Source organism: Radiobacillus deserti (assembly GCF_007301515.1).
GTDB lineage: Bacteria > Bacillota > Bacilli > Bacillales > Amphibacillaceae > Radiobacillus > Radiobacillus deserti.
On sequence record NZ_CP041666.1, the window covers coordinates 1254483 to 1275646 of the forward strand.

Consider the following 21164-nt stretch of genomic DNA (forward strand, 5'->3'; position numbering starts at 1 on the left):
TATAAGAAATAGAAGAGAAGTAGGGTGAGTAGAAATGAAGGCAGTAATAATCGAGTGTTTTGGTGGTCCAGAAGTATTAACTTATAAGGAGGTTCCTATCCCTGAACCAGCAGAAGGACAGGTGTTAATTAAAGTAGCAAGTACAAGTGTAAACTTTGCGGATATAAAGAATCGAAAAGGCACAAAGAAAAAAGGGACGTTTCCACTTTTGTTAGGTTTAGACACAGCTGGAACGGTAGAAAAGGTTGGGCCAGGGGTAACAGGATTGGTTCCAGGTCAACGAGTCCTTGCCTTTCCGGGGAATGGCTCCTATGCAGAGTATGTGGTTGCTGATTCTCAGCTTACCTTTCCAATTTCCGATTCATTAAGCTTTGAAATTGCGGCTGCAAGTCCAATTGTAAGCTTCTTATCTTATGCTTTATTGAAGAAAGTCGCTAGAATGGAAAAAGGAGAATCTATATTAGTTCACGCTGCAGCCGGTGGTGTAGGAACTACTGCAATCCAACTAGCTAAATATTTAGGAGCAAAACGAGTAATTGGAACTGTGGGGATATGCGTAAGGCTTCTGCTGCATTAGAGGCTGGTGCAGATGACGTGATTACATACGATGATTTTGCAGACCAAGTACAGGAGCTAACGTCTGAAAAAGGAGTCGACGTTATTCTCGATTCTATTTCTGGAGTAGTTTCAGAAGAAAGTATGAACTGCTTAGCGCCTTTTGGAAGATTGGTCCACTTTGGTAATTCTAGCGGTGTGGCTGGGAGCTTTCAAACAAAGGATCTTCATGCGAGTTGTAGATCTGTATTGGGCTTTAGTCTGGGTACAACAAGAAGCAAAAGACCGGAATTTATCGAAGACATTGCGAAGGAAGTCATTCCGCTTCTAGCAAGCGGTGTGATTAAGATGAAAATAGGACATACTTTTCCACTTCAAGAAGCAACAAGTGCACATGAATTAATGGAAAGTAGACAACATACAGGGAAAATATTATTAACGATGGATAACTAGGAAAATCTCTAGTTATTTTTTTATAAACCGGTATAGTATTATCTCCGCATGCTTTCTCATTTCAATAGAACCATTTACACATCTTACATTCTATCAAACGGAAGATTTTAGTAGAAAGCTTGGGTCATTTCTATCGTTTTTGTTTCATTTCCTCTTTCATACTTAAGACCGTGCTATAATGAGCACGAAAAAAATAAAAAGGGGAGGGAACAAGGAATGAAGTATATGAAAAAAAGTAAGAAACTAGTAATTGGAAGCGTTATCACTGGTTTGGTTCTTGGTAGTTTACTAGGAACGTTCTCTACTTCAGAAGCGAAGAGTGAACACAAACATCATCGAGGAAAGATAAAAAATGTCATCCTGCTTATTGGAGATGGCATGGGTCCTGCATATAACACTATGTACCGCTATTATAAAGATAATCCGAATACACCAGAGATGGAAGAGACTGTTTTTGATCAACATTTTATAGGAAAGCAAGTTACGTATTCGTTTGATCATGATGAAAATATTACGGATTCTGCAGCAGCAGCAACTTCTATGGCTGCTGGAATCAAAACGTATAACGGAGCTATCTCCGTTGATATGGAGAAAGAGCGTGTTAAAACGGTTTTAGAGGAAGCAAAAGAAAACGGAATGGCGACAGGATTGGTTTCAACGTCTCAAATCAATCATGCTACTCCAGCAGCTTTTGGAGCTCATGATATCTCACGTAGTAATTATAATGAAATCGCGGATGATTATTACGATGAATTAATACGTGGAAAGCACAAAGTGGATGTGATGCTAGGTGGGGGAACAGATTATTTTATTCGGGAGGATCGTAATTTAGTAGAGGAGTTTAAAGAGGATGGCTATAGCTTTGTCCAAAACCGCAAAGAGCTTTTACGCGATGATAACGATCAGGTACTTGGACTGTTTGCGCCAGTGGGCATGGATAAAATGATGGATAGAGATGAGAATACGCCTTCCTTAAAAGAAATGACGAATTCCGCATTGGATCGATTAAGATCGGACAAGGATGGTTTCTTCCTTATGGTGGAAGGTAGTCAAATTGATTGGGCTGGACACGATAATGACGTTGTTGGAGCGATGAGTGAAATGGAAGACTTTGAAGAAGCTTTTCAAGCTGCCATTAATTTTGCCCGTAAAGATAGACACACTCTAGTAGTAGCAACTGCAGATCATTCTACAGGTGGATTGTCTATTGGCAGTAATGGAGAATATAATTGGAATCCAGAACCAATAAAAGCTGCTAAGAAAACTCCTGATTATATTTCCAAAAAAATAATGGAAGGTATGAGTGTGGAAGAAGCGCTTTCCCGATATATTGATTTAGAGCTTACTGAAGAAGAAGTGGATTCCGTAAAAAATGCTAAAAAGACTGGTGATGTAGCAGAAATAGATAATGCCATTGAAAGAATCTTTGATGCTAGGTCTTTCACAGGTTGGACAACCAGTGGACATACCGGAGTTGACGTGAATGTCTATGGGTATGGTCCTGGGAAGGAAAACTTTTCGGGATTAATAGATAATACGGAAACGGCAAATAATATTTTTGATATCCTTCGATAATCAAAAGGAGAGACCGAATAGGTCTCTCCTTTTTTGTAAAAAGTTGATTAAAAATGTAAAGTATTCATGTTGTAAATTCTAGTAACATCTCACTATAAGAGAGTCTCGTGACTAGTAAATAATGTCGAATGCCTTCCGTTTATAGTACTTTCGGTTCGAATCTCATCTGCATTATTAGGTCTAAATACTCGAATCTAGCAGTCCTTCTACTATTTACGTTCCTGTAAAAGAGATTTTAAATCTTGTCGTTATAATGGCAGTGTAAGAAAAATGGGAGGGAGAAAATATGTGGAAGAAACGCATGAAAAAAGTATTACCAGTTGCTGTTGCTTCGGCTGTGGTAGCAAGTTGCTTGGCTGGAGGTTTGACCGTAACGGAAGCGAAAAGTGATAAGAATAACTTCTGGTGGTATGACTGGAACAAAAAAGGAAAAGTGGAAAATGTCATTTTTCTAATTGGAGACGGGATGGGACCATCCTATAACACGATGTACCGTTATTTGAAGGATGATCCGTCTACACCTATGATGGAAAATACAGCCTTTGACGAATACCTAGTGGGGGTACAAAAAACGTATTCATGGGATCATGAAGAAAACATAACAGATTCTGCCGCAGCAGCTACTTCTATGGCTTCTGGTGTGAAGACATATAATGGAGCGATTGCAGTGGATATGGAAAAACAGGATGTTAAAACGGTTTTAGAGCGTGCGAAGGAAAAGGGAAAGGCAACGGGATTAGTAGCCACTTCCCAGATCAATCATGCAACGCCTGCCGCATTTGGTACGCATGATGAATCGCGTCACAACTACAATGAAATTGCCGATGATTATTTCGATGATACGATTAGAGGCAAGCATAAAGTAGATGTATTGTTAGGTGGAGGAACGAACTACTTCGACCGAGAAGACCGTAACTTAATTAAAGAATTTCAAGAGGATGGCTATTCGTTCGTAGATACGAAGGAAGAGCTACTTAGAAATAGAAACGACCAAGTGCTTGGTTTGTTTGCTCCTGTTGGAATGGATAAGATGATTGATCGTGATGAACATACGCCATCGCTTGAAGACATGACGAAAGCTGCGCTTGACCGATTGAAAAAAGATCGAGATGGCTTCTTCCTCATGGTAGAAGGTAGCCAAATTGATTGGGCTGGTCATGATAATGATGTCGTTGGTGCAATGAGTGAAATGGAGGACTTTGAACAAGCATTCCAAGCAGCTATTGATTTTGCGAAAAGGGATGGGAATACACTAGTTGTAGCTACGGCAGACCATTCAACAGGTGGCCTTTCCATCGGTGCAAATGGTCCATATGTGTGGAATCCTGAACCAATTAAAGCTGCGAAAAGAACGCCTGATTTCATGGCGAAGCAAATTGTACAAGGAGCAGATGTTAAAGAAACGCTAGAAACATACATTGATTTGGAATTGACGAAAGAAGAAATTCAATCCGTGGAAACTGCTGCACGATCCAAAGATAGTGTGGAAATTGATAATGCAATAGAAGTTATTTTTGATAAAAGGTCTGGTACGGGGTGGACAACTGGAGGGCATACAGGTGTGGATGTAAATGTGTATGCATACGGTCCAGGATCAGAGTATTTTGAAGGAGTTATTGATAATACGGAAACTGGTGAATCACTCTTTACGTTAATCCGATAAAAAAATGGCCTCCATGTGGGGCCAATTCTTTTTTATAATCCAAGATTTTCAATTTGAGTCATTAATGATTGTAGGTCACGAATGGTAGTGAACATCTCCGATTGCTGTATGTCTTCTATTACTAATTCTCCTTGTTGTGTGTATGTTTGAATTTCTTCTAAAAGTACACTATTTTTTTCTTCTATTTGTTGATGAATCGATTCTGCAACCGCAGGTACTTCTATGTTTTGAAACGATTTTATATCTGCTTCAAGGGTTTCAAGTTTGTTTAGAAGCTTTTCTTTCATTTGTGGATCTTCCATAGCACTTGATAGCATGGTCGGTGCTTCCTCTGCAAAGTTTGCTAATGTATGAATGTGATCTTGTGCTTCTTCTGCATAATTCATCGTATTTTCCACTTCACCAAAAAGAGAGCACCCAGATAAAACAAATACAGTGGCCAGACATAAAGACGTTATAGTAAATTGTTTTTTCATCGTTTCATTCCTTTCATCCAGTTACTGTACTATACGGGGAACAATAAGAAATGGTTTCAATATGCATCAATCGTCGGATACTTGCACATCATATATTTGGTAAGATATGTATGACATGTAGTGTTCGGAAAGGGTGTTAAGGTGAAAAAAATCGGACTATACGGATGGACCTTAATGATAACGCTCATGGTTGTTGCAATAAGTGTCATAGCAGGATATGTAATGTTTTTCTCTGCACCAGAGTCTGAAGGTAGGGATTTAGCTGGTGAATTAACGTCAATGAATGCGGAAGATATTGATGAAGAAACTGCAGAGAAGATAAAAGAAGTGCAGGCAACGATAGGGAAAGACCACCGGAATATTGGAGACTACGTTTCCTCTACTCATGAATTTTATAATGATACAACAGGATATGGCGCAATTAACCACTTGAATTGGATAGAGCAAAGAAACATGGCAGATGATATTTTGAAGAAAATAGGTGGGTTTGTAGAATCCGCGAAAGAAGAAAACCTTATTCATGATTTAGAGCATATTGAGAGATTAGCTAAATCCGTGAAGGAAGAAGAAAATATCGAACATGTAAGAAATCTCCACCGTTATTTTCATGATTTAGACATTGCGCTTAATGCGTATCATGATTATCGTCAGGTATGGAATGTAACGAGAACCCTATCTGCGAAGTAATGGGAGATTTTGAAAAAACATTGTAAGATATCCTGACAAAACTGTCGTGAGCTATAAAAACCTATGTTACATTATGTTCATAGAAAACAAAACATCTTTGAAAAGGGAATGTCAGTGTAACACATAAGTACGGGACTCGAGGCTATCTGCCTTTTAGGTATATGCTTTCGATCTATTCTCAAGGTGTCTGAGAATATAGTTGCAGCCGGTAAGGATGCGACAGTCAAAAACCAAAGGATCTAAACTCTCTCAGGTACTTTGGTTTTTGTTATTGGCTTGTTTAACCTCCTGTTAAGCCTCCACAATTGGTGGAGGCTCTTTTTTTGTATTGCGAACGAAAGTTAAAAAAGGGAATGAATCAATAGCTGATTCATTCCACCAAACCTAGCTTTCGTAATCCATGGAAAATCCCTGCCTCCGTAACTGCAGTTGTTTTATGCTTTGCGTAAGTAAATAAATCAGGATGTCCATTCCCCATAGCAAATCCTTCTCCAACAAAGCTTAGCATTTCTTTATCATTCATTCCGTCTCCAAATGCTATTGCCTCTGCTTTATCTATTTTAAGGTGAGTCAGCAACTTTTCAATGGCTTTGCCTTTATTGACCCGATTACGAATAACATCATAGGAATGCTCCAGACCATGGACATTTACTTGAGAAAAGAACAAATCATCACTTAATTGATAGTGAGGGATTTCTTTTTTGTCTACTCCCATCAATGTGATACCTAGAATATCATCCGCGTAGTCCGGTGAATACAGGGTGTTCTTTTGTAGTTTAAAAGTATCAATAAATTGTTGCACAATTGGGGATGCGAGCGTTGTAAACGTATTTTGCTTACTTGTATATAGAACCATTTCATGTCCGTAAGTTTCCGCAATGTTTAAGAATTGATGGATTGTATTTGTAGCGATTGGTTCATTGACCATAACTTGTTCTTTGTATATTGCAAGTGCACCGTTATATCCTATAAAAGAATCGATAGCTAGCTCGTTCGCTATAGGTGCTATTTCATGAAGTGGTCGCCCCGTAGCTAAAAATACTTCCACGCCTTTATCTTTTACTTGGTTCACAGCATCCACCGTAGACGGATCAATTGTGTGATCTGGCTTCAATACAGTTCCATCGATGTCCAAAAACAATGTTTTGTATGTTTTCATAAAGTCTCCTTTTCTTGCATTGATATTGGAATTTTATCACAAACTCTGATGAGCGAAAATGAAAACCATTAAGAAATGGGTATGCTGCTGATATTAATGGAAAGAAATTTAATCAAAACTTCAAAAATACCGGTGGTGGGTATGGATGAGCGTTTTTAAAACAGAGGTTTTGCACTATATCAATAGTCGCCGTATAACCCCCTTTCCTCTTCCAGTAAAGAAAACGTGTACCCGCTCTTACGGATCTCTTCAATAAGCTTTGGTAGTATATGCACGGTTTGCTGAAACTCATGTCGTAGAATGATCGCTTTATCCTCTAAATGCTGAATCACATTGGTAATAATTTGAGGAGGGTCTTGCTCTAATTCCCAATCCAAGGATGCGATTCTCCACATGACAACTTGAATATTTAACTTCTCTGCAATCTGAAGCGTATCCTCGTTAAAATCTCCGTATGGAGGGCGAAAATAACGAACCCTTCGATTAGTTTGCGATTCAATGGTTTCTATACTATCTTTTATCTCCTTATATTGCTCTTCCTTAGATAATGAAGATAGGGCAATGTGATTGGAAGAATGGGAGCCAATTTCATGTCCATATTCAAGTACCTTCTGCAAGGGATTATGTGTCTGTATTTGGTTTCCCTGGAAAAAGAACATTGCAGGGATTCTTTCGTTTTTAAGAATAGTAAGTATTCGTTCTAAATGTTCACTAGGCCCATCATCAAAGGATAAGGTTACAGACTTTTGAGCCGTGCTTTTGTTTTTTATGTGTATGTTCGGGTATTGTGAAAAGTAGAGAATGTTTGAATTACCATTGTATAAATTCATTATGGATCCTCCCGGTTAAAAAGTACTATATTACATATCATAACTTATAAGAAAAATTTATAAAGTTTCTGTTGACAATATACCTTAGGGGGGTATAGTATAAAAAGTGAAGAAAAGATTCCCATTTTAAAAGGAGCGATAACTATGGAACAAATTACATTAAAAGTCGAAGGTATGTCTTGTAATCACTGTGTGAGTGCCGTTGAAGGAAACGTTGGTAAAATGGCTGGTGTGGAAAGTGTGAAGGTGGATTTACAAGATGGGAATGTGGACATTCGTTATGACTCTGAACAAGTAACGCTAAATGAAATAAAGGATACAATTGAAGACCAAGGCTATGATGTAGCCTAATAACAGAGGTGCTTTTACCAGCACCTCTTACATAAACAAAATAACGGTGAGAAGGAGAGAAACAAGATGAGTGATACCGTGAAAGACATAAATTTACAAATTACTGGTATGACCTGTGCCGCGTGTGCAAATCGAATTGAAAAAGGACTTAATAAAATAGATGGAGTTGAAACAGCCGGAGTTAATTTTGCGCTGGAACAGGCGAATGTATCCTATGATCCGGAGAAAACAAATATAGATGCACTACAATCCAAAGTCCGTGATTTAGGCTATGACGTTGTTCAGGAGAAAGCAGAGTTTTCTATTACGGGGATGACCTGCGCAGCATGTGCGACTCGAATTGAAAAAGGCTTGAACAAGATGGAAGGTGTATCAACCGCTTCGATTAACTTAGCACTTGAAAGCGGAACCGTGGAATACGATCCGAATACAGTTACCATTCAAAACCTAGTTGAAAAGGTGGAAAAGCTAGGGTATGGAGCAATACTCAAAGGAGATCAACAAGACGCGGTCGACTACCGAACAAAGGAAATCGAGAAGCAACAAGGAAAATTCATCTTTTCACTCATTCTCTCTGTTCCGTTATTGTGGGCGATGGTCAGCCATTTTGAGTTTACAAATTTTATATGGCTGCCAGATATGCTTATGAATCCTTGGGTTCAATTAGCGTTAGCAACACCGGTTCAATTTGTGGTAGGAAAGCAATTTTATGTAGGTGCCTATAAAGCGTTACGAAATGGCAGTGCCAATATGGATGTACTTGTAGCCTTAGGAACATCTGCAGCCTATTTTTATAGCTTGTATTTAACAATACAATCGATTGGCTCTGGAGAAAAAATGGTGGAATTGTATTTTGAAACAAGCGCCGTACTTATTACACTTATTTTGTTAGGGAAATTATTCGAAGCAAAAGCAAAAGGGCGATCTTCAGAAGCGATTAAAAAGCTAATGAATCTTCAAGCGAAAACGGCAACGGTTGTTCGAGATGGAAATGAACTAGTTATCCCAATAGAACAAGTCATAGTTGGTGACATGGTTTACGTAAAACCAGGTGAAAAAATTCCAGTGGATGGAGAAATAATTGAAGGACAATCCGCTATTGATGAGTCTATGATCACAGGAGAGAGTGTTCCGGTTGATAAGGAAGCAGGAGATTCGTTAATCGGGTCTACTATTAATAAAAATGGGTTTATTAAGATGAAAGCGACTAAAGTAGGAAAAGACACAGCATTAGCACAGATTGTAAAAGTCGTTGAAGATGCACAAGGCTCGAAAGCACCTATTCAACGATTGGCAGATCAAATCTCGGGTATTTTTGTCCCAATTGTAGTAGCAATTGCGTTTCTTACATTCTTGATCTGGATTATCTGGGTGGAACCAGGACAATTTGCTGTGGCCTTAGAAAAATTAATTGCTGTACTAGTTATAGCTTGTCCATGTGCCCTTGGGTTAGCAACCCCAACCTCTATCATGGCAGGATCTGGGCGTTCTGCCGAATTTGGAATTCTATTTAAAGGTGGAGAACACCTTGAAAAAACACATGATCTTACGACGATTTTACTAGATAAAACGGGTACAGTAACGAATGGACAGCCAGTATTAACGGATGTGATTGTGGAGAGCTCTATGGAACAAGAAACATTTCTTCAATTCGTTGGATCTGCTGAAAAGCAATCCGAACACCCATTAGCACAGGCAATTGTAAAAGGAATTGAGGATAGAGGACTATCGCTAAACCGATCGGATTCCTTTGAGGCGATACCCGGTTACGGGATTAAAGCAAAGGTAAAAGAAACGGAAGTTGTCATTGGAACTAGAAAATTAATGAAACAACTCCATGTGAATGTAGAAGAGATACTTTCAAAAGTCACAGAATTAGAGGGAACCGGTAAAACAGTTATGCTGGTTGCAATCGACGGGCAGTATGCAGGTTTAGTTGCTGTCGCCGATACAATTAAGGATAGTTCGAAAACAGCAATTTCCCGATTGAAAGATATGGGATTAAACGTGTATATGATTACAGGAGACAATGAGCGAACTGCAAAAGCGATTGCGTCTGAAGCTGGAATAGAGCATGTTATTGCGGAAGTACTTCCAGAACAGAAGGCTGAAGAAGTAAAAAAATTGCAGGAAGCAGGGGAAAAAGTAGCAATGGTCGGAGATGGAATCAATGATGCCCCAGCGCTAGCTTTAGCAGAAATCGGAATGGCAATTGGGACAGGGACAGATATTGCAATGGAAGCTGCAGATATTACACTTATCCGTGGTGACTTGAATAGTATTGCAGATGCTATCCTCATGAGTAAAAAGACTATTGTAAACATTAAACAAAATTTATTTTGGGCATTTGGATATAACACGCTCGGGATTCCGATTGCAGCACTTGGATTCCTTGCCCCATGGCTTGCGGGTGCAGCGATGGCTTTCAGTTCTGTTTCTGTCGTCTTGAATGCTCTTAGACTCCAAAGGGTAAAACTTTAAAAAGGAGAAATAATGATGAAAAAGTGGGCAATCGCTGCCGTCCTGTATTTGGTAGTTGTCATCGTAGGATATACAGTCTACGTGAATGCTTGGGAAACACCTCCAACCCAGAATCATACCCCTCATTCAGAGGGTTCAGATTACAAATAACGGATAAAATAGCTCTTCTGTTTAGGAGAGCTATTTTATTTGAATTTTTATAACCTTTTTGTAATATTTGGAGTCTATATAAGTATGTAGAAGATTTGAAAGAAGAACCGAGGGGAAAAGATGGAAACGTTACCTTGTGCCACATGTCCGGGATTATGCTGTGGTCCGGTCCAAATTACTAGTAAAGAACTCTAGAAGATTACGAAGAAAGTTAGATCTATGCCAAAAAAACAGCGTGAACAGCTGCGGAATCAGCAAAGATATTACGGCACGTGCATTTTTTATGACTTGGATCAAAATAGATGCGGTATTTATTCTTCCCGTCCTGAAATCTGCAAAATGTTTGGGTTATCTGAGCAATTACCTTGTTTCCGAAAACCAGAGTTAGCTACGATAACGGATTGGTAATGGAAAGAAGAAGAAACCATCGGCTTACTATCGATAGACTTTACTTGGGAAGACTTTACAGCCTAAGTGTCGTCCAAAATAGGAGGGAAAAGCAAGGGCATAAAAAAATTAAGTGTGATATATTTCGAACCACCTTAGAAGGGCTAGAAGTGGTGTATGATCGACACGGCTGGGGAGGAAAGGCAACTGGAAAACCATACTAGCTTAATCTTAAGATCATACAGCCGTACTTTTTAAAGTACGATTGCATTGCTACTAATTCTTTAAAAACCATTGGTGAACATTTTGTGGAACACCTAGTTGAATTTATCGACCACTTTATGGAAAAAAGACATCATAAGACAAGCTTGTCCATTGGACAAGCTTGTCTTTAAAGGATATAGAGATAGACACTAAAGAAGTGTGCAAGGCTACCTAATAGGATGAAAATATGGAATATTTCATGAAATCCCATATACTTAGATTCTAAAAATTTCGGTTTTGTTGCGTAAATGACTCCACCAATCGTGTATATAATTCCTCCCACCAACAGGAGAATTAGTCCAATTGATTCTACCGTTCCTGTCAATGGACCTGCTACGAAAACAATCATCCAGCCCATCCCAATATAAAGGGAAGTCGATAACCATCTTGGAGAATGGAACCAAATCATTTTGAATAAGACACCTAGAACGGCAATGGAGCTTATCACACTAAAGAGCGTAATTCCTACCCAATTATCCAGAGCAACAAGGCAAAAAGGAGCATATGTCCCAGCGATTAATACGTAAATCATGGAGTGATCTAGTCTTCTTAAAAACGCAATGACTTTCTGTTTGGCAATGACCATATGGTACGTTGCGGATGCGGAATAGAGCAAAATCATACTCACCCCGAATATAATCCCAGCAGTAATGCTGATGACACTATCTGCTTTAATCACCATCGCTAACAATCCAACAAACGAAAGAACTGCACCAAATAAATGTGTTAGGCCGTTAATAGGCTCTCGAATATACGTATTCATCATCATTTCCCCTTATCGTATCATGTAGTTTTTGATACTACATATTATAATACTACCATATTAAGACGTAGTCAATGTTTACTAGCTTGTTTTTACCGTCTATAATAAAAAGAAAAACTGAGGTTGATGAAATGGATAACCAACAATTACGAAATCGAATACAACAGTTAGAGCTAGAAAATCAAATTAAGATGGACGATATTCCAGACATTGATTTATATATGGATCAAGTCACACAACTGTTTGAAAAAGCATTTAGTGGATCAAAAAGAAAACCCGACGACAAAGTATTAACCAAAACGATGATTAACAATTATGCAAAGGGTAAGCTATTCCCACCGATTAAAAACAAGAGGTATTCAAAAGAACATATTATGCTCATTAGTTTAATTTATCAGCTGAAAGGAACCCTTTCTATTAGCGATATTAAATCTTTATTAGACAAGACCCAATCAGCAGAAAAAGTATCTTTAGAAGCATTATATAACGCATATGTAGCACAAACAAACAGTAGCTCGATATCTTTTACAGAAAATGTACAAAAGCTAAACAATGAGTTAATAGAGAATTCTATTAGTGATGGGGACGAAATTATTGATAACCTTCTTTTAGTAAGTGTGTTAGTTCATATGAGTAATTTGTATCGTCGACTAGCAGAACAGATTGTGGATGATATGGCAGAGAATAAGGAGTAAACACAAAGTCGGTTTAGTTTCATTTCCATATGTATTCCATTACGATAAACTGTAAATAGAATTCTGTAGAGAGGGTTGCTTAGATTGAAAAAGATTTACAGCACGATTATTCAATTTCGCGGGAGTCACTATGACTTTGGATACCAACAAGGCGTAGAGCTTAAAGAATCTTTAATTCTTAAAAATAGGGAAAGACAATGGAAGGTGCGTAGGGCGAGATTTGTTTTAGATGAGCAAGAAACCAAAGAAATGTTTGACCGATTTGCACCAGCCATTTGGGAGGAATTGTGTGGACTGAGAGATTCGCTAGAATGGCCCATGCAAAAGGTGTTAAAGGAATTCGGTGGCTATCGATTGGACTATGAGAAATCAGGTTGTTCCATCGTGACCGGTCAAGACTATTTTATCAGAAACTATGACTATCATCCGAAGACGTATGAAGGAAGATTTGTTTTTTACAAACCAACGGATGCCGGATATGCGGTAGCAGGTAATAGTCAACGGATTACGGGACGCTCTGATGGAATCAATGAAAAAGGATTAGTGATGGGGTATAACTTTATGCATAGAAAACAACCTGGAGATGGATTTATCTGTGGGTTGATTGGAAGAATGGTACTAGAAAACTGTTCCAATGTAGATGAAGCGGTAAGGCTGTTGCAAGAGCTACCACATCGTCATTCCTTTAGCTATATTGTGTATGATACAACTGGTAAAACTCGTGTAGTAGAAGCATCACCAAGAGGTGTAGAGGTAAGGGAAGCACAGGCATGTACAAACCATTTTGAAATCATGAAAGCAGAGAACCGCAATTATTTAAAAGATTCCCAACGCCGATTAGATATTATTGAACAGGCGAATCTTTCGGAAGGTGAGCAGGCTTTTCGACTTTTCAATGACATGGACAAAGGGCTATTTTCAACTGACTATAAAAGCTGGGCAGGAACGATACATACAGCAGCCTATTTCCCGAGTGAACAAAAGGTATGGATGGCTTTAGGTGGAAATCAAAAGCCAACAGTCTTTGATTTTGCTGCATGGCTTGCAGGTCAGGATGAAGATCGAGATAAGATATATGGAGAAGTGGATACGGATATTCCGTTTGTCCATATGGATGAGAATGCTACATGGTTTCGGAAATGATAAGAAATGTGGCGCAAGCGATTATAAACGACTACATTGCGATAAAAAGCTTATTTCGAACGTTTTAAACCGAAATCCAGTGATAAAATCAACTTCATGAACGTCAATAGACACATTAAAATGGAGCTTTCCGATTAGGGATGCTCCATTTTATATTTCTCAATAGACCCGAACATAGTACAATAAGAAGAGTCAGAGATGGGGTGTTCGAATGTTTGAGCTGTCCGTAATACAATGGGGAGTCGTTCTTACTTGCGCAATGTTTATTGGATTTACGAAAACAGGTATTTCTAGTTTAGGCATTTTAGTAGTGACTGCTTTAATGTTGATATTTCCTGCGAAAGAATCTGTTGGAATCTTGCTTCCACTTCTCATCATAGGAGATATTTTTGCCGTTGTTTATTATAGAAGAAGTGTAGTTTGGAAATATTTATTCTCTTTGGTTCCTTGGGTTCTAATTGGCATAATTGCTGGTTATTTTGTTTTAGACGAAGTAAGTAGTGAGCAGTTAAAGCCGATGATTGGTATTCTTGTACTAGCTCTAATTGTTTTACAAATTAGTAGAGAGAAGTTCGGAGAGTCCTTTAATCAGGCTTTACCGAAGGCTATGTGGTTCACCATTGCTATGGGGGGATTGGCGGGGTTTGCAACGATGATTGGAAATGCCGCTGGAGGTGTGATGGCCATCTATCTCCTAGTTAAAGAATTGCCGAAGAAAGAGTTCGTCGGGACAGGGGCTTGGTTTTTCTTGTTTGTTAATGTAATCAAGGTACCGTTCTATGTACAACTAGATTTAATTACGTTTGATTCACTAGCTTTTAATGTATGGCTTGTACCATCCATTGTCATTGGTGCTGTTATAGGTATTAAGCTTTTACCGAAAATACCACAAAAAACATTTCATGTATTAATTCTGACATTTACTGCTTTAGGTGCAATTCGATTATTATTCTAAAAAAAGGATGGGATAGGATGAAAGCCATAATTTTCGATTTTGATGGAACTTTAGCTGATACATTGCCTGTTTGTTTTGAAGGGTTCCAAAAAACGTTTGAGGAATACGATCATCGCTCCTTAACAGAAGAAGAAATTGTAGAGATGTTTGGTCCAACAGAAGCGGATATTATAAGACAGAATTTGAAGCATGATAAAAAAGAAGAGGCAGTTGAGTGGTATTTTCATGTATATGAAACACAACATGAAGCATTTGTTCCAAGAAATAGTGAGATCGAAGTGTTACTAAAGGATTTGAAAGAAAAAGGGTTTAAATTAGGTATGGTTACAGGCAAAGCGAGAAGAAGCTTGGACATATCACTTCAAAAATTAGAGATGGAAGGTATATTTGATCTTACTATTACAGGGGATGATGTTCAAGTTGCCAAACCAGATCCAGAAGGATTAAACAAGGCGTTACATAGATTAGAAGTGCATCCAGATGAAGCGATGTTCATAGGGGATAGTAATGCAGACATTCAAGCAGGGAAAGAAGCTGGTGTGACAACAGTCGGCGTTCATTGGTTGGAGCATGTTCAAACGAAGGAGTTCAATCTAGAACCCGATCAATATTTTGAATCGATAAAGGAGTTTAAAGAATGGATAAAAAAATGGTATTAGAGTAAGCTCTAATACCATTTTTTTATCCTATAGTTCACTAAGTTCCATTTCAATAAAGCGTCTAGTGTTTGGTCCATAAATCCCATCGTTCTGCAAATCCGCATACTTGGACTGGAAGCGGCGCACTGCATTTTCAGTTAACGGTCCATAAATCCCATCAATTAGCTGTGGATCAAATCCAATTCGTTGTAAGGCACGCTGTAATTGGCGAACTCCTGTGCCTTGATCACCTCTTCGAAGAATACCGGATGGTAATGGGAAATCGTTAATCGGGCGAGTGGCCCCTTTTACTTCCGCTAGTTTATCTAATGTTTGCGGACCAACCAACCCGTCAACGGTCAATCCATATTTTCTTTGAAACTTCATCACAGCACGTTTCGTTTCTTCTCCATAAATTCCATCTGCACCAAAGATCGGAAGTGGGAAACCAACACGAATTAGTGACTGTTGGACTTCTTGAACAAATGGACCTTGATCTCCTATATCTAGAGGTAGTTCTACAGAAGTACCTTTAACAACAGGTTCTGGAATAGCTTCATTTCCTTGAAACAATCGGTCAAATGTTTGTTCCACGTCTCGAATAAAATCGCTCCAAGAGATTCCGTATCGATTTAACGCATTTTGTGGATCTGTTCGGCGAGCGGGATCTAGCGTGCTATGCGCAATAATATCTTCACTTGGATCAAGGTTAAATTTATCTACTAAATAAGCATGGTACCAAACATATCGTTTGTAGGCTTCTTCAAAATTAATGCCTGGTCCATACGCTAATTCAACACCAATGGCTGCGTTATTAGCATCTGCCCCGTATCTTGAATTATCTCCTGGCACATTACTTCGAACATGAAGAGCTCTTTCATTTAACGGGATGATTTCTAAAATCGTATTGTCATCAATAAACGTGTGAGCGGATGCTAGTGGATCACTGTTCTCAAAGTAGTTTCGGTTTGCGTATGCGGTAGATCCTGGATTTCCTGTGTCATGACTCACAATAAATCTTACTTGACCTAGGGGCTCACCTGGACGAGAATTTCCAACCCCAATATAATCTCGGATAATATTGTATTTCACATTTTCACCTCTCTACCATTTCTTCACCTATTAGTATATGAATCATCTAACGAAGCGTTCCATGGAACATTTCTTCATTTCTATAATAGGAAATACCATACAATATGGTGTCTGTTTTGTCGTAGTAAATTTACCCATTACAAAGAAACAATTTGCTTAGAAGCGTGGCTTTCCGTTACTATAGTAATATTGAGAAGTTACGAAATGAGGGTCCTACATGAAAAAAGAATCCATTTATGGATTAACATTTGACCAATTAACGACTTGGCTCGTGGAGCATGGACAGAAAAAATTCCGTGCGAAACAGGTTTGGGATTGGTTATACAAAAAAAGAGTAACAGACTTTGAAGAAATGACGAATTTAAATAAAGGGTGCATAGACTTACTTGCAGATCATTTTGTGATGCACACATTATCAGAAGAGATTAAACAAGTTTCCAAGGACGGGACTGTTAAATTTTTGTTTAAGCTTCAGGACGGGAATCTTATCGAAACGGTGCTCATGAAGCAGCATTATGGGTTATCGGTTTGTGTAACGACACAAGTAGGGTGTAACATCGGGTGTACCTTCTGCGCAAGTGGTATCTTAACTAAAAACCGCGATCTTTCCTCTGGTGAAATTGTGGAACAAATCATGAATGTTCAAAAGTATTTAGATGAACGAGGAAAAGACCAACGAGTGAGTCATGTTGTAGTGATGGGGATTGGAGAACCATTTGATAACTATAAGAATTTGATGGATTTCCTACGTGTCATCAACGATCAAAATGGGCTTTCGATTGGAGCAAGACATATCACGGTTTCCACAAGTGGCTTAGCGCACAAGATTTATGACTTTGCGGATGAGAATATTCAAGTTAATCTTGCCGTTTCTTTACATGCGCCAAATAATGAGCTTCGAACGCAAATTATGAAAATCAACAAGGCATTTCCATTAGAGAAGTTAATGCCTGCTATTGATTATTATTTGGAAAAAACAAATCGAAGAATCACGTTTGAATATATCTTGTTGAAGGATGTAAATGATCATAAAGAAGAAGCTAAACAACTGGCAAATCTTCTAAAAGATAAACGTCATTTATCGTATGTGAACTTAATTCCATACAACCCAGTTAGTGAACATATTCAATATGAAAGAAGCTATAAGGATGCCATCGTTGGCTTTTATGAAGTGTTACTAAACGAAGGAATAAACTGTGGAGTACGTACGGAGCATGGAACAGATATCGATGCAGCATGTGGTCAGCTTCGAAGTAAGCAAATCAAAAAAGAAAAAGAGAAAGTACGGTAACAAAAAGGGAGCTTAGGTAATCTAAGCTCCCTTTTATTTCATCTGAACCTCTAACCAGCCACGAACGCTATTAATAAACCATATTTTTTCGTATGTAATTAAATCTGTCTTCGTTATTACTTTTTCTTCAATTTTTCCTTGATTCAATAAGTGCTGTCGAAGTGTCCCTGCTAATAGACCACATGTTTGGGGAGGGGTATAAAATGCTCCATTTTTCTCTACTACGAGATTTCCAAACGTAAATTCGGTCAATTCTTCCTGTTCATTCCACAAAAGTGGAGAGAAACAGGAATCCGGCGCCTCTTTCTGGTGTTTATCATATATGGACCGGTGAGTTGTTTTGTGAAAAAGGAAGCGATCTGCTTTATTGATTGCTGATTTTGCAAGAGTACAAATAACTGGACCTTTCACTGAGACAACCTTTTCAGCTTCTAGGACATGCTGTCCATTCCTGTCAATAAGTAATCTTGTTTTAAAATGACCAGAGTTGTGCTGATTCGCTAATTCCATCATCTCTTCTTCTATGATATTCCAGTCCACAGGATAATCGAAGTAAGAAGCAGATTGTTGAAGCCTTTCTCTATGAAGTGGCCACAAAGGAAATGTCCCATTTTCTAGTGAGATGGACTCTAACAATTGAAAGGTTGGAATTGGTTCTTCCGATAGTACTTGAGCTTTTGCGAATAGCTCTTCATACTCCCCATCCACTGTCGAATCCCAAGTAATACCTCCACCGACACCATATGTTGCTTGATGAGAGACAGTGTCCACGATGACTGTACGGATGGGAACATTGAAAACAGCATCACGATCCGGTGTAATATAGCCAATTGCACCACAATAAACATCTCTGGGGCTAGTTTCTAGCTCAGCAATATAATCCATTGTACGAAGCTTTGGTGCTCCTGTAATAGAACCGCAAGGAAATAAAGCTTGAAACCATTCAAAGATGGTTGTATTCGGTTGAAGTTCAGCCTCAATCGTTGACGTCATTTGATGAACTGTTGGATAGGATTCTACTTCGAACAATTTATTTACCTTAACGCTACCGGGCTTGGCAATGCGACTAACATCATTACGAAGTAAATCCACAATCATGATGTTCTCCGCCATTTCTTTTTCCGATTTCCTTAGATGAATCATTTGATTCCTATCTTCTTCTAAAAACCGTCCACGTTTGGCTGTGCCCTTCATCGGTTTTGTAGTGATTTTTGTCCCATCAATACGGAAAAATAATTCTGGTGAAACGGATAGGATGCGTCGGTTTCCAATATTAAGATACGCACTAAAGGATGCTTTTTGCTTGTCGACTAGCTGCTTATAGAAGGAAAAGTCATCCCCATAAAAATCTGCAGCTAATCTAGCCGTATAATTGACTTGATAGGTATCCCCAATTTCAATCGCGTGCTTTATTTTGGAGATCCCTTTTTCGTAGTCCAATCGGGATGTATGGAGCTTCCATTTAGAAACGGAGAAGGGCTCCGTGAATTTCGGTATCTCCTTACTCGGTTTTTCGAAAATAGCAAACCATATTAGGGGTATATTCGTATTTTGATAGACTTTAGAGTTAGGAAGAAATGCCGGTGCTGCCTCGTAAGATACATATCCGGCTGCAAAGTAGCCAGCATCTACTTCTTTTTCAACCTGCAACATAATGTGATGTATTTCTGATACATGATTCGTTTGGTAGATTCGTAATGGGTCTTGAAAGGAAAGAGGTGTTATTTGGCCATTCTTATCCGAGAATTCAAAGAGTAGCAATGGGTTCATGATTTACCCCCTTTTGATTGAGCTTCCATTTTACTGCTTGTTCATAACTATTCTGCACCATTTCAAATCCATTTTCTGTCCACTCAGATTCCGGGTGAAATTGGATAGCTTCTAATGGAAACTCTTTATGACGTAATCCCATGATAACCCCATCTTCCGACCTCGAACTAACGATAAACTCAGATGGAAAATCTGGCATTGCGGCAACTAAAGAGTGATAGCGTGTCACATAAATGGAATTGGGAATGGTATGGAATACGCCTGTGTTGTCATGTGTGATTTGGCTTCGCTTTCCATGCATAGGTTGATTGCCCTTTGTGACGGTTCCACCAAAAACTTCTACGATTATTTGTAGACCTAGACATATTCCAAAAATGGGATACCTTTTGTGAAACACTTTTATAATATCCTGGGTCATTGGTCTATCAGATGGTTTACCAGGACCAGGGGAGAGGACAATTAACTCAGGGCTCCATTCTTTCACTTGATTACGAGTTATTTTATCGTGCTGCACGACACGAACATCGGGATGAAATTGTTTATAGTATTGAACAAGATTGTACGTGAAAGAGTCGTAGTGATCGATGATTAGGATCATGCTTCATATCCCTTTCTATAAATTTCATTTGCCTTATTATACCGTGTTTGTGAAATGGCACGCTATAAAAACGACACTCTATTAAGGAATATACAAAAAGCTATGGACATAAAGCCCATAGCCTTGAATTATTTCATCATTTCTGCCACGTATTCATACGAACGTAATCGATCCTTTTGGTCGAACACTTGTGTATTAATAATGACTTCATTTGCTTGCGTTTTTTCAATGAATTGTTGCAGCTTTTGTTTGACCAATTCTGGTTCCCCAATCATGGTTGCTTCAGAGTTTAGTCGTTCTGTGATGGCAGCTTGCTCATGAACGGTAAAAGCCTCTTCCATGTTATCAACAGGTGGTTTCAACTGGGTAGGTTGCCCACGTGTTAAACTTAAAAATTGTTGCTGTTGAGAGGTTGCAAGCCATTTAGCTCGTTCTTCTGTTTCAGCTGCTATAATGTTTACTCCTACCATTGCATACGGCTCTTTTAATGCTTCGGACGGACGGAAGTTATCTCGATATAGCTTAAGCGCAGCCATCGTGTAATCAGGTGAAAAATGACTCGCAAAGGCAAATGGTAGTCCTTTCTCCGCTGCAAGTCTTGCACTAAATCCACTTGAACCAAGCAGCCATATTGGAATTTGCAATCCTTCACCTGGAAATGCATGAACTCTAGCTGTTCCATTAAAGTAGTCCTCTAATTCCTCTACCTGAAGTGGAAAATCCTCTGGACTACTATTTAATGTTCTTCTAAGTGCATAGGCTGTTGCTTGGTCACTACCTGGTGCTCTTCCGAGTCCTAAATCAATTCGACCTGGGTAGAGAGATTCCAATGTGCCAAATTGTTCAGCAATCACAATGGGAGCATGGTTTGGGAGCATAACACCGCCAGATCCAACTCGAATATGATTCGTTGCGCCAGCGATATGTCCAATGACAACAGAAGTAGCACTGCTAGCAATCCCTGGCATGTTATGATGTTCCGCAAGCCAATACCGGTGGAATCCCCACTTTTCTACATGTTGAGCAAGCTCCACACTATCTTTAAAAGACTGCCCTGCACCGCTCCCTTCTTTGATGGGGGCGAGGTCTAATACGGATAATCGTGTATGATGAAATTGTTTGCTAGTCATTTTTATTCACTCCTACTAGTTGAATTCCGAGTAGTAGAAAGCATACTCCTGTTTATAG

At 38.9% G+C, this 21164-nt stretch carries 20 protein-coding genes and 2 pseudogenes; 13 read left to right on the forward strand and 9 right to left on the reverse strand.

Going from position 1 to position 21164, the window contains the following annotated elements:
• The first annotated feature begins 34 nt into the window (after window positions 1-34).
• The 3 genes and pseudogenes from FN924_RS06640 (at window position 35) to FN924_RS06650 (ending at window position 4246) form a co-directional block, all read left to right on the forward strand.
• Window positions 35-1008, forward strand: a pseudogene (locus FN924_RS06640) (quinone oxidoreductase family protein).
• A gap of 216 nt (window positions 1009-1224) precedes the next feature.
• On the forward strand, window positions 1225-2583 hold the full coding sequence (locus tag FN924_RS06645; protein ID WP_407692009.1) for an alkaline phosphatase: 1359 nt from the start codon (window positions 1225-1227) through the stop codon (window positions 2581-2583).
• Window positions 2584-2869: 286 nt separating this feature from the next.
• Complete coding sequence (locus tag FN924_RS06650; RefSeq protein ID WP_143892889.1) at window positions 2870-4246, forward strand: alkaline phosphatase; 1377 nt, start codon at window positions 2870-2872, stop codon at window positions 4244-4246.
• A 32-nt stretch (window positions 4247-4278) separates the two neighbouring features.
• Here FN924_RS06650 and FN924_RS06655 read toward each other — a convergent pair whose 3' ends face one another.
• Window positions 4279-4722, reverse strand: a complete 444-nt coding sequence (locus tag FN924_RS06655; RefSeq protein WP_143892891.1) for a DUF6376 family protein — start codon at window positions 4720-4722, stop codon at window positions 4279-4281.
• Window positions 4723-4863: 141 nt separating this feature from the next.
• Between FN924_RS06655 and FN924_RS06660 the strand changes: the two genes are divergently transcribed.
• On the forward strand, window positions 4864-5409 hold the full coding sequence (locus FN924_RS06660; protein WP_143892893.1) for a hypothetical protein: 546 nt from the start codon (window positions 4864-4866) through the stop codon (window positions 5407-5409).
• A 370-nt stretch (window positions 5410-5779) separates the two neighbouring features.
• On the opposite strand, the gene FN924_RS06665 is transcribed toward FN924_RS06660, so the two are convergent.
• Together FN924_RS06665 and FN924_RS06670 are read right to left on the reverse strand one after the other, a co-directional pair.
• A complete protein-coding gene (locus FN924_RS06665) occupies window positions 5780-6568 on the reverse strand; it encodes an HAD family hydrolase (RefSeq protein WP_143892895.1) in 789 nt (262 codons plus the stop codon).
• A 179-nt stretch (window positions 6569-6747) separates the two neighbouring features.
• Complete coding sequence (locus FN924_RS06670) at window positions 6748-7398, reverse strand: polysaccharide deacetylase family protein (RefSeq protein ID WP_143892897.1); 651 nt, start codon at window positions 7396-7398, stop codon at window positions 6748-6750.
• Window positions 7399-7542: 144 nt separating this feature from the next.
• Here FN924_RS06670 and copZ point away from each other — a divergent pair, with 144 nt between their 5' ends.
• The 4 genes from copZ (at window position 7543) to FN924_RS06685 (ending at window position 10788) form a co-directional block, all read left to right on the forward strand.
• Window positions 7543-7749, forward strand: a complete 207-nt coding sequence (gene copZ / locus FN924_RS06675; RefSeq protein WP_143892899.1) for a copper chaperone CopZ — start codon at window positions 7543-7545, stop codon at window positions 7747-7749.
• 66 nt (window positions 7750-7815) lie between these two features.
• On the forward strand, window positions 7816-10230 hold the full coding sequence (locus FN924_RS06680) for a heavy metal translocating P-type ATPase (RefSeq protein ID WP_143892901.1): 2415 nt from the start codon (window positions 7816-7818) through the stop codon (window positions 10228-10230).
• A gap of 12 nt (window positions 10231-10242) precedes the next feature.
• On the forward strand, window positions 10243-10380 hold the full coding sequence (locus FN924_RS18830; RefSeq protein ID WP_158633956.1) for a hypothetical protein: 138 nt from the start codon (window positions 10243-10245) through the stop codon (window positions 10378-10380).
• A gap of 219 nt (window positions 10381-10599) precedes the next feature.
• A complete protein-coding gene (locus FN924_RS06685) occupies window positions 10600-10788 on the forward strand; it encodes a YkgJ family cysteine cluster protein (RefSeq protein ID WP_323368642.1) in 189 nt (62 codons plus the stop codon).
• A gap of 370 nt (window positions 10789-11158) precedes the next feature.
• Here the strand turns inward: FN924_RS06685 and trhA are convergent, their stop codons facing one another.
• Window positions 11159-11794, reverse strand: coding sequence for a PAQR family membrane homeostasis protein TrhA (trhA, locus tag FN924_RS06690; protein ID WP_143892903.1), 636 nt, complete (start codon window positions 11792-11794; stop codon window positions 11159-11161).
• A 131-nt stretch (window positions 11795-11925) separates the two neighbouring features.
• Between trhA and FN924_RS06695 the strand changes: the two genes are divergently transcribed.
• The 4 genes from FN924_RS06695 (at window position 11926) to FN924_RS06710 (ending at window position 15246) form a co-directional block, all read left to right on the forward strand.
• The gene (locus FN924_RS06695) at window positions 11926-12489 is read left to right on the forward strand and encodes a DUF1836 domain-containing protein (protein ID WP_143892905.1); all 564 of its coding nucleotides are present in this window, start codon (window positions 11926-11928) and stop codon (window positions 12487-12489) included.
• Window positions 12490-12573: 84 nt separating this feature from the next.
• Complete coding sequence (locus FN924_RS06700) at window positions 12574-13632, forward strand: C45 family autoproteolytic acyltransferase/hydrolase (protein ID WP_143892907.1); 1059 nt, start codon at window positions 12574-12576, stop codon at window positions 13630-13632.
• Window positions 13633-13843: 211 nt separating this feature from the next.
• The gene (locus FN924_RS06705; RefSeq protein ID WP_143892909.1) at window positions 13844-14587 is read left to right on the forward strand and encodes a sulfite exporter TauE/SafE family protein; all 744 of its coding nucleotides are present in this window, start codon (window positions 13844-13846) and stop codon (window positions 14585-14587) included.
• 17 nt (window positions 14588-14604) lie between these two features.
• Window positions 14605-15246, forward strand: coding sequence for an HAD family hydrolase (locus FN924_RS06710; RefSeq protein ID WP_143892911.1), 642 nt, complete (start codon window positions 14605-14607; stop codon window positions 15244-15246).
• 27 nt (window positions 15247-15273) lie between these two features.
• On the opposite strand, the gene FN924_RS19300 is transcribed toward FN924_RS06710, so the two are convergent.
• A complete protein-coding gene (locus FN924_RS19300; RefSeq protein WP_228409652.1) occupies window positions 15274-15819 on the reverse strand; it encodes a peptidoglycan-binding domain-containing protein in 546 nt (181 codons plus the stop codon).
• Window positions 15805-16317, reverse strand: a pseudogene (locus tag FN924_RS19305) (peptidoglycan recognition protein family protein); the annotation flags it as partial. The pseudogene FN924_RS19305 and the gene FN924_RS19300, both read right to left, overlap by 15 nt.
• 217 nt (window positions 16318-16534) lie before the next feature.
• Here FN924_RS19305 and rlmN point away from each other — a divergent pair.
• A complete protein-coding gene (gene rlmN / locus FN924_RS06720) occupies window positions 16535-17608 on the forward strand; it encodes a dual-specificity RNA methyltransferase RlmN (protein ID WP_143892915.1) in 1074 nt (357 codons plus the stop codon).
• Between the two features lie 33 nt (window positions 17609-17641).
• Here rlmN and pabB read toward each other — a convergent pair whose 3' ends face one another.
• From pabB to FN924_RS06735, 3 genes are all read right to left on the reverse strand, one after another.
• A complete protein-coding gene (gene pabB / locus FN924_RS06725) occupies window positions 17642-19378 on the reverse strand; it encodes an aminodeoxychorismate synthase component I (protein WP_228409606.1) in 1737 nt (578 codons plus the stop codon).
• Window positions 19356-19976, reverse strand: a complete 621-nt coding sequence (locus FN924_RS06730; RefSeq protein WP_143892919.1) for an anthranilate synthase component II — start codon at window positions 19974-19976, stop codon at window positions 19356-19358. The genes pabB and FN924_RS06730 overlap by 23 nt, the downstream gene beginning before the upstream one ends.
• 128 nt (window positions 19977-20104) lie before the next feature.
• Window positions 20105-21106, reverse strand: a complete 1002-nt coding sequence (locus tag FN924_RS06735; protein ID WP_143892921.1) for an LLM class flavin-dependent oxidoreductase — start codon at window positions 21104-21106, stop codon at window positions 20105-20107.
• Window positions 21107-21164 lie beyond the last annotated feature (58 nt).

What these genes read in the sequence shown, in the direction of transcription:
- FN924_RS06645 (WP_407692009.1), top strand. Translation starts at nt 1,225, where the DNA reads ATGAAGTATATGAAAAAAAGTAAGAAACTAGTAATTGGAAGCGTTATC.
- FN924_RS06650 (WP_143892889.1), top strand. Translation starts at nt 2,870, where the DNA reads ATGTGGAAGAAACGCATGAAAAAAGTATTACCAGTTGCTGTTGCTTCG.
- FN924_RS06655 (WP_143892891.1), bottom strand. Translation starts at nt 4,722, where the DNA reads ATGAAAAAACAATTTACTATAACGTCTTTATGTCTGGCCACTGTATTT.
- FN924_RS06665 (WP_143892895.1), bottom strand. Translation starts at nt 6,568, where the DNA reads ATGAAAACATACAAAACATTGTTTTTGGACATCGATGGAACTGTATTG.
- FN924_RS06670 (WP_143892897.1), bottom strand. Translation starts at nt 7,398, where the DNA reads ATGAATTTATACAATGGTAATTCAAACATTCTCTACTTTTCACAATAC.
- copZ (WP_143892899.1), top strand. Translation starts at nt 7,543, where the DNA reads ATGGAACAAATTACATTAAAAGTCGAAGGTATGTCTTGTAATCACTGT.
- FN924_RS06680 (WP_143892901.1), top strand. Translation starts at nt 7,816, where the DNA reads ATGAGTGATACCGTGAAAGACATAAATTTACAAATTACTGGTATGACC.
- FN924_RS18830 (WP_158633956.1), top strand. Translation starts at nt 10,243, where the DNA reads ATGATGAAAAAGTGGGCAATCGCTGCCGTCCTGTATTTGGTAGTTGTC.
- FN924_RS06685 (WP_323368642.1), top strand. Translation starts at nt 10,600, where the DNA reads ATGCCAAAAAAACAGCGTGAACAGCTGCGGAATCAGCAAAGATATTAC.
- trhA (WP_143892903.1), bottom strand. Translation starts at nt 11,794, where the DNA reads ATGAATACGTATATTCGAGAGCCTATTAACGGCCTAACACATTTATTT.
- FN924_RS06695 (WP_143892905.1), top strand. Translation starts at nt 11,926, where the DNA reads ATGGATAACCAACAATTACGAAATCGAATACAACAGTTAGAGCTAGAA.
- FN924_RS06705 (WP_143892909.1), top strand. Translation starts at nt 13,844, where the DNA reads ATGTTTGAGCTGTCCGTAATACAATGGGGAGTCGTTCTTACTTGCGCA.
- FN924_RS06710 (WP_143892911.1), top strand. Translation starts at nt 14,605, where the DNA reads ATGAAAGCCATAATTTTCGATTTTGATGGAACTTTAGCTGATACATTG.
- rlmN (WP_143892915.1), top strand. Translation starts at nt 16,535, where the DNA reads ATGAAAAAAGAATCCATTTATGGATTAACATTTGACCAATTAACGACT.
- pabB (WP_228409606.1), bottom strand. Translation starts at nt 19,378, where the DNA reads ATGAACCCATTGCTACTCTTTGAATTCTCGGATAAGAATGGCCAAATA.
- FN924_RS06730 (WP_143892919.1), bottom strand. Translation starts at nt 19,976, where the DNA reads ATGATCCTAATCATCGATCACTACGACTCTTTCACGTACAATCTTGTT.
- FN924_RS06735 (WP_143892921.1), bottom strand. Translation starts at nt 21,106, where the DNA reads ATGACTAGCAAACAATTTCATCATACACGATTATCCGTATTAGACCTC.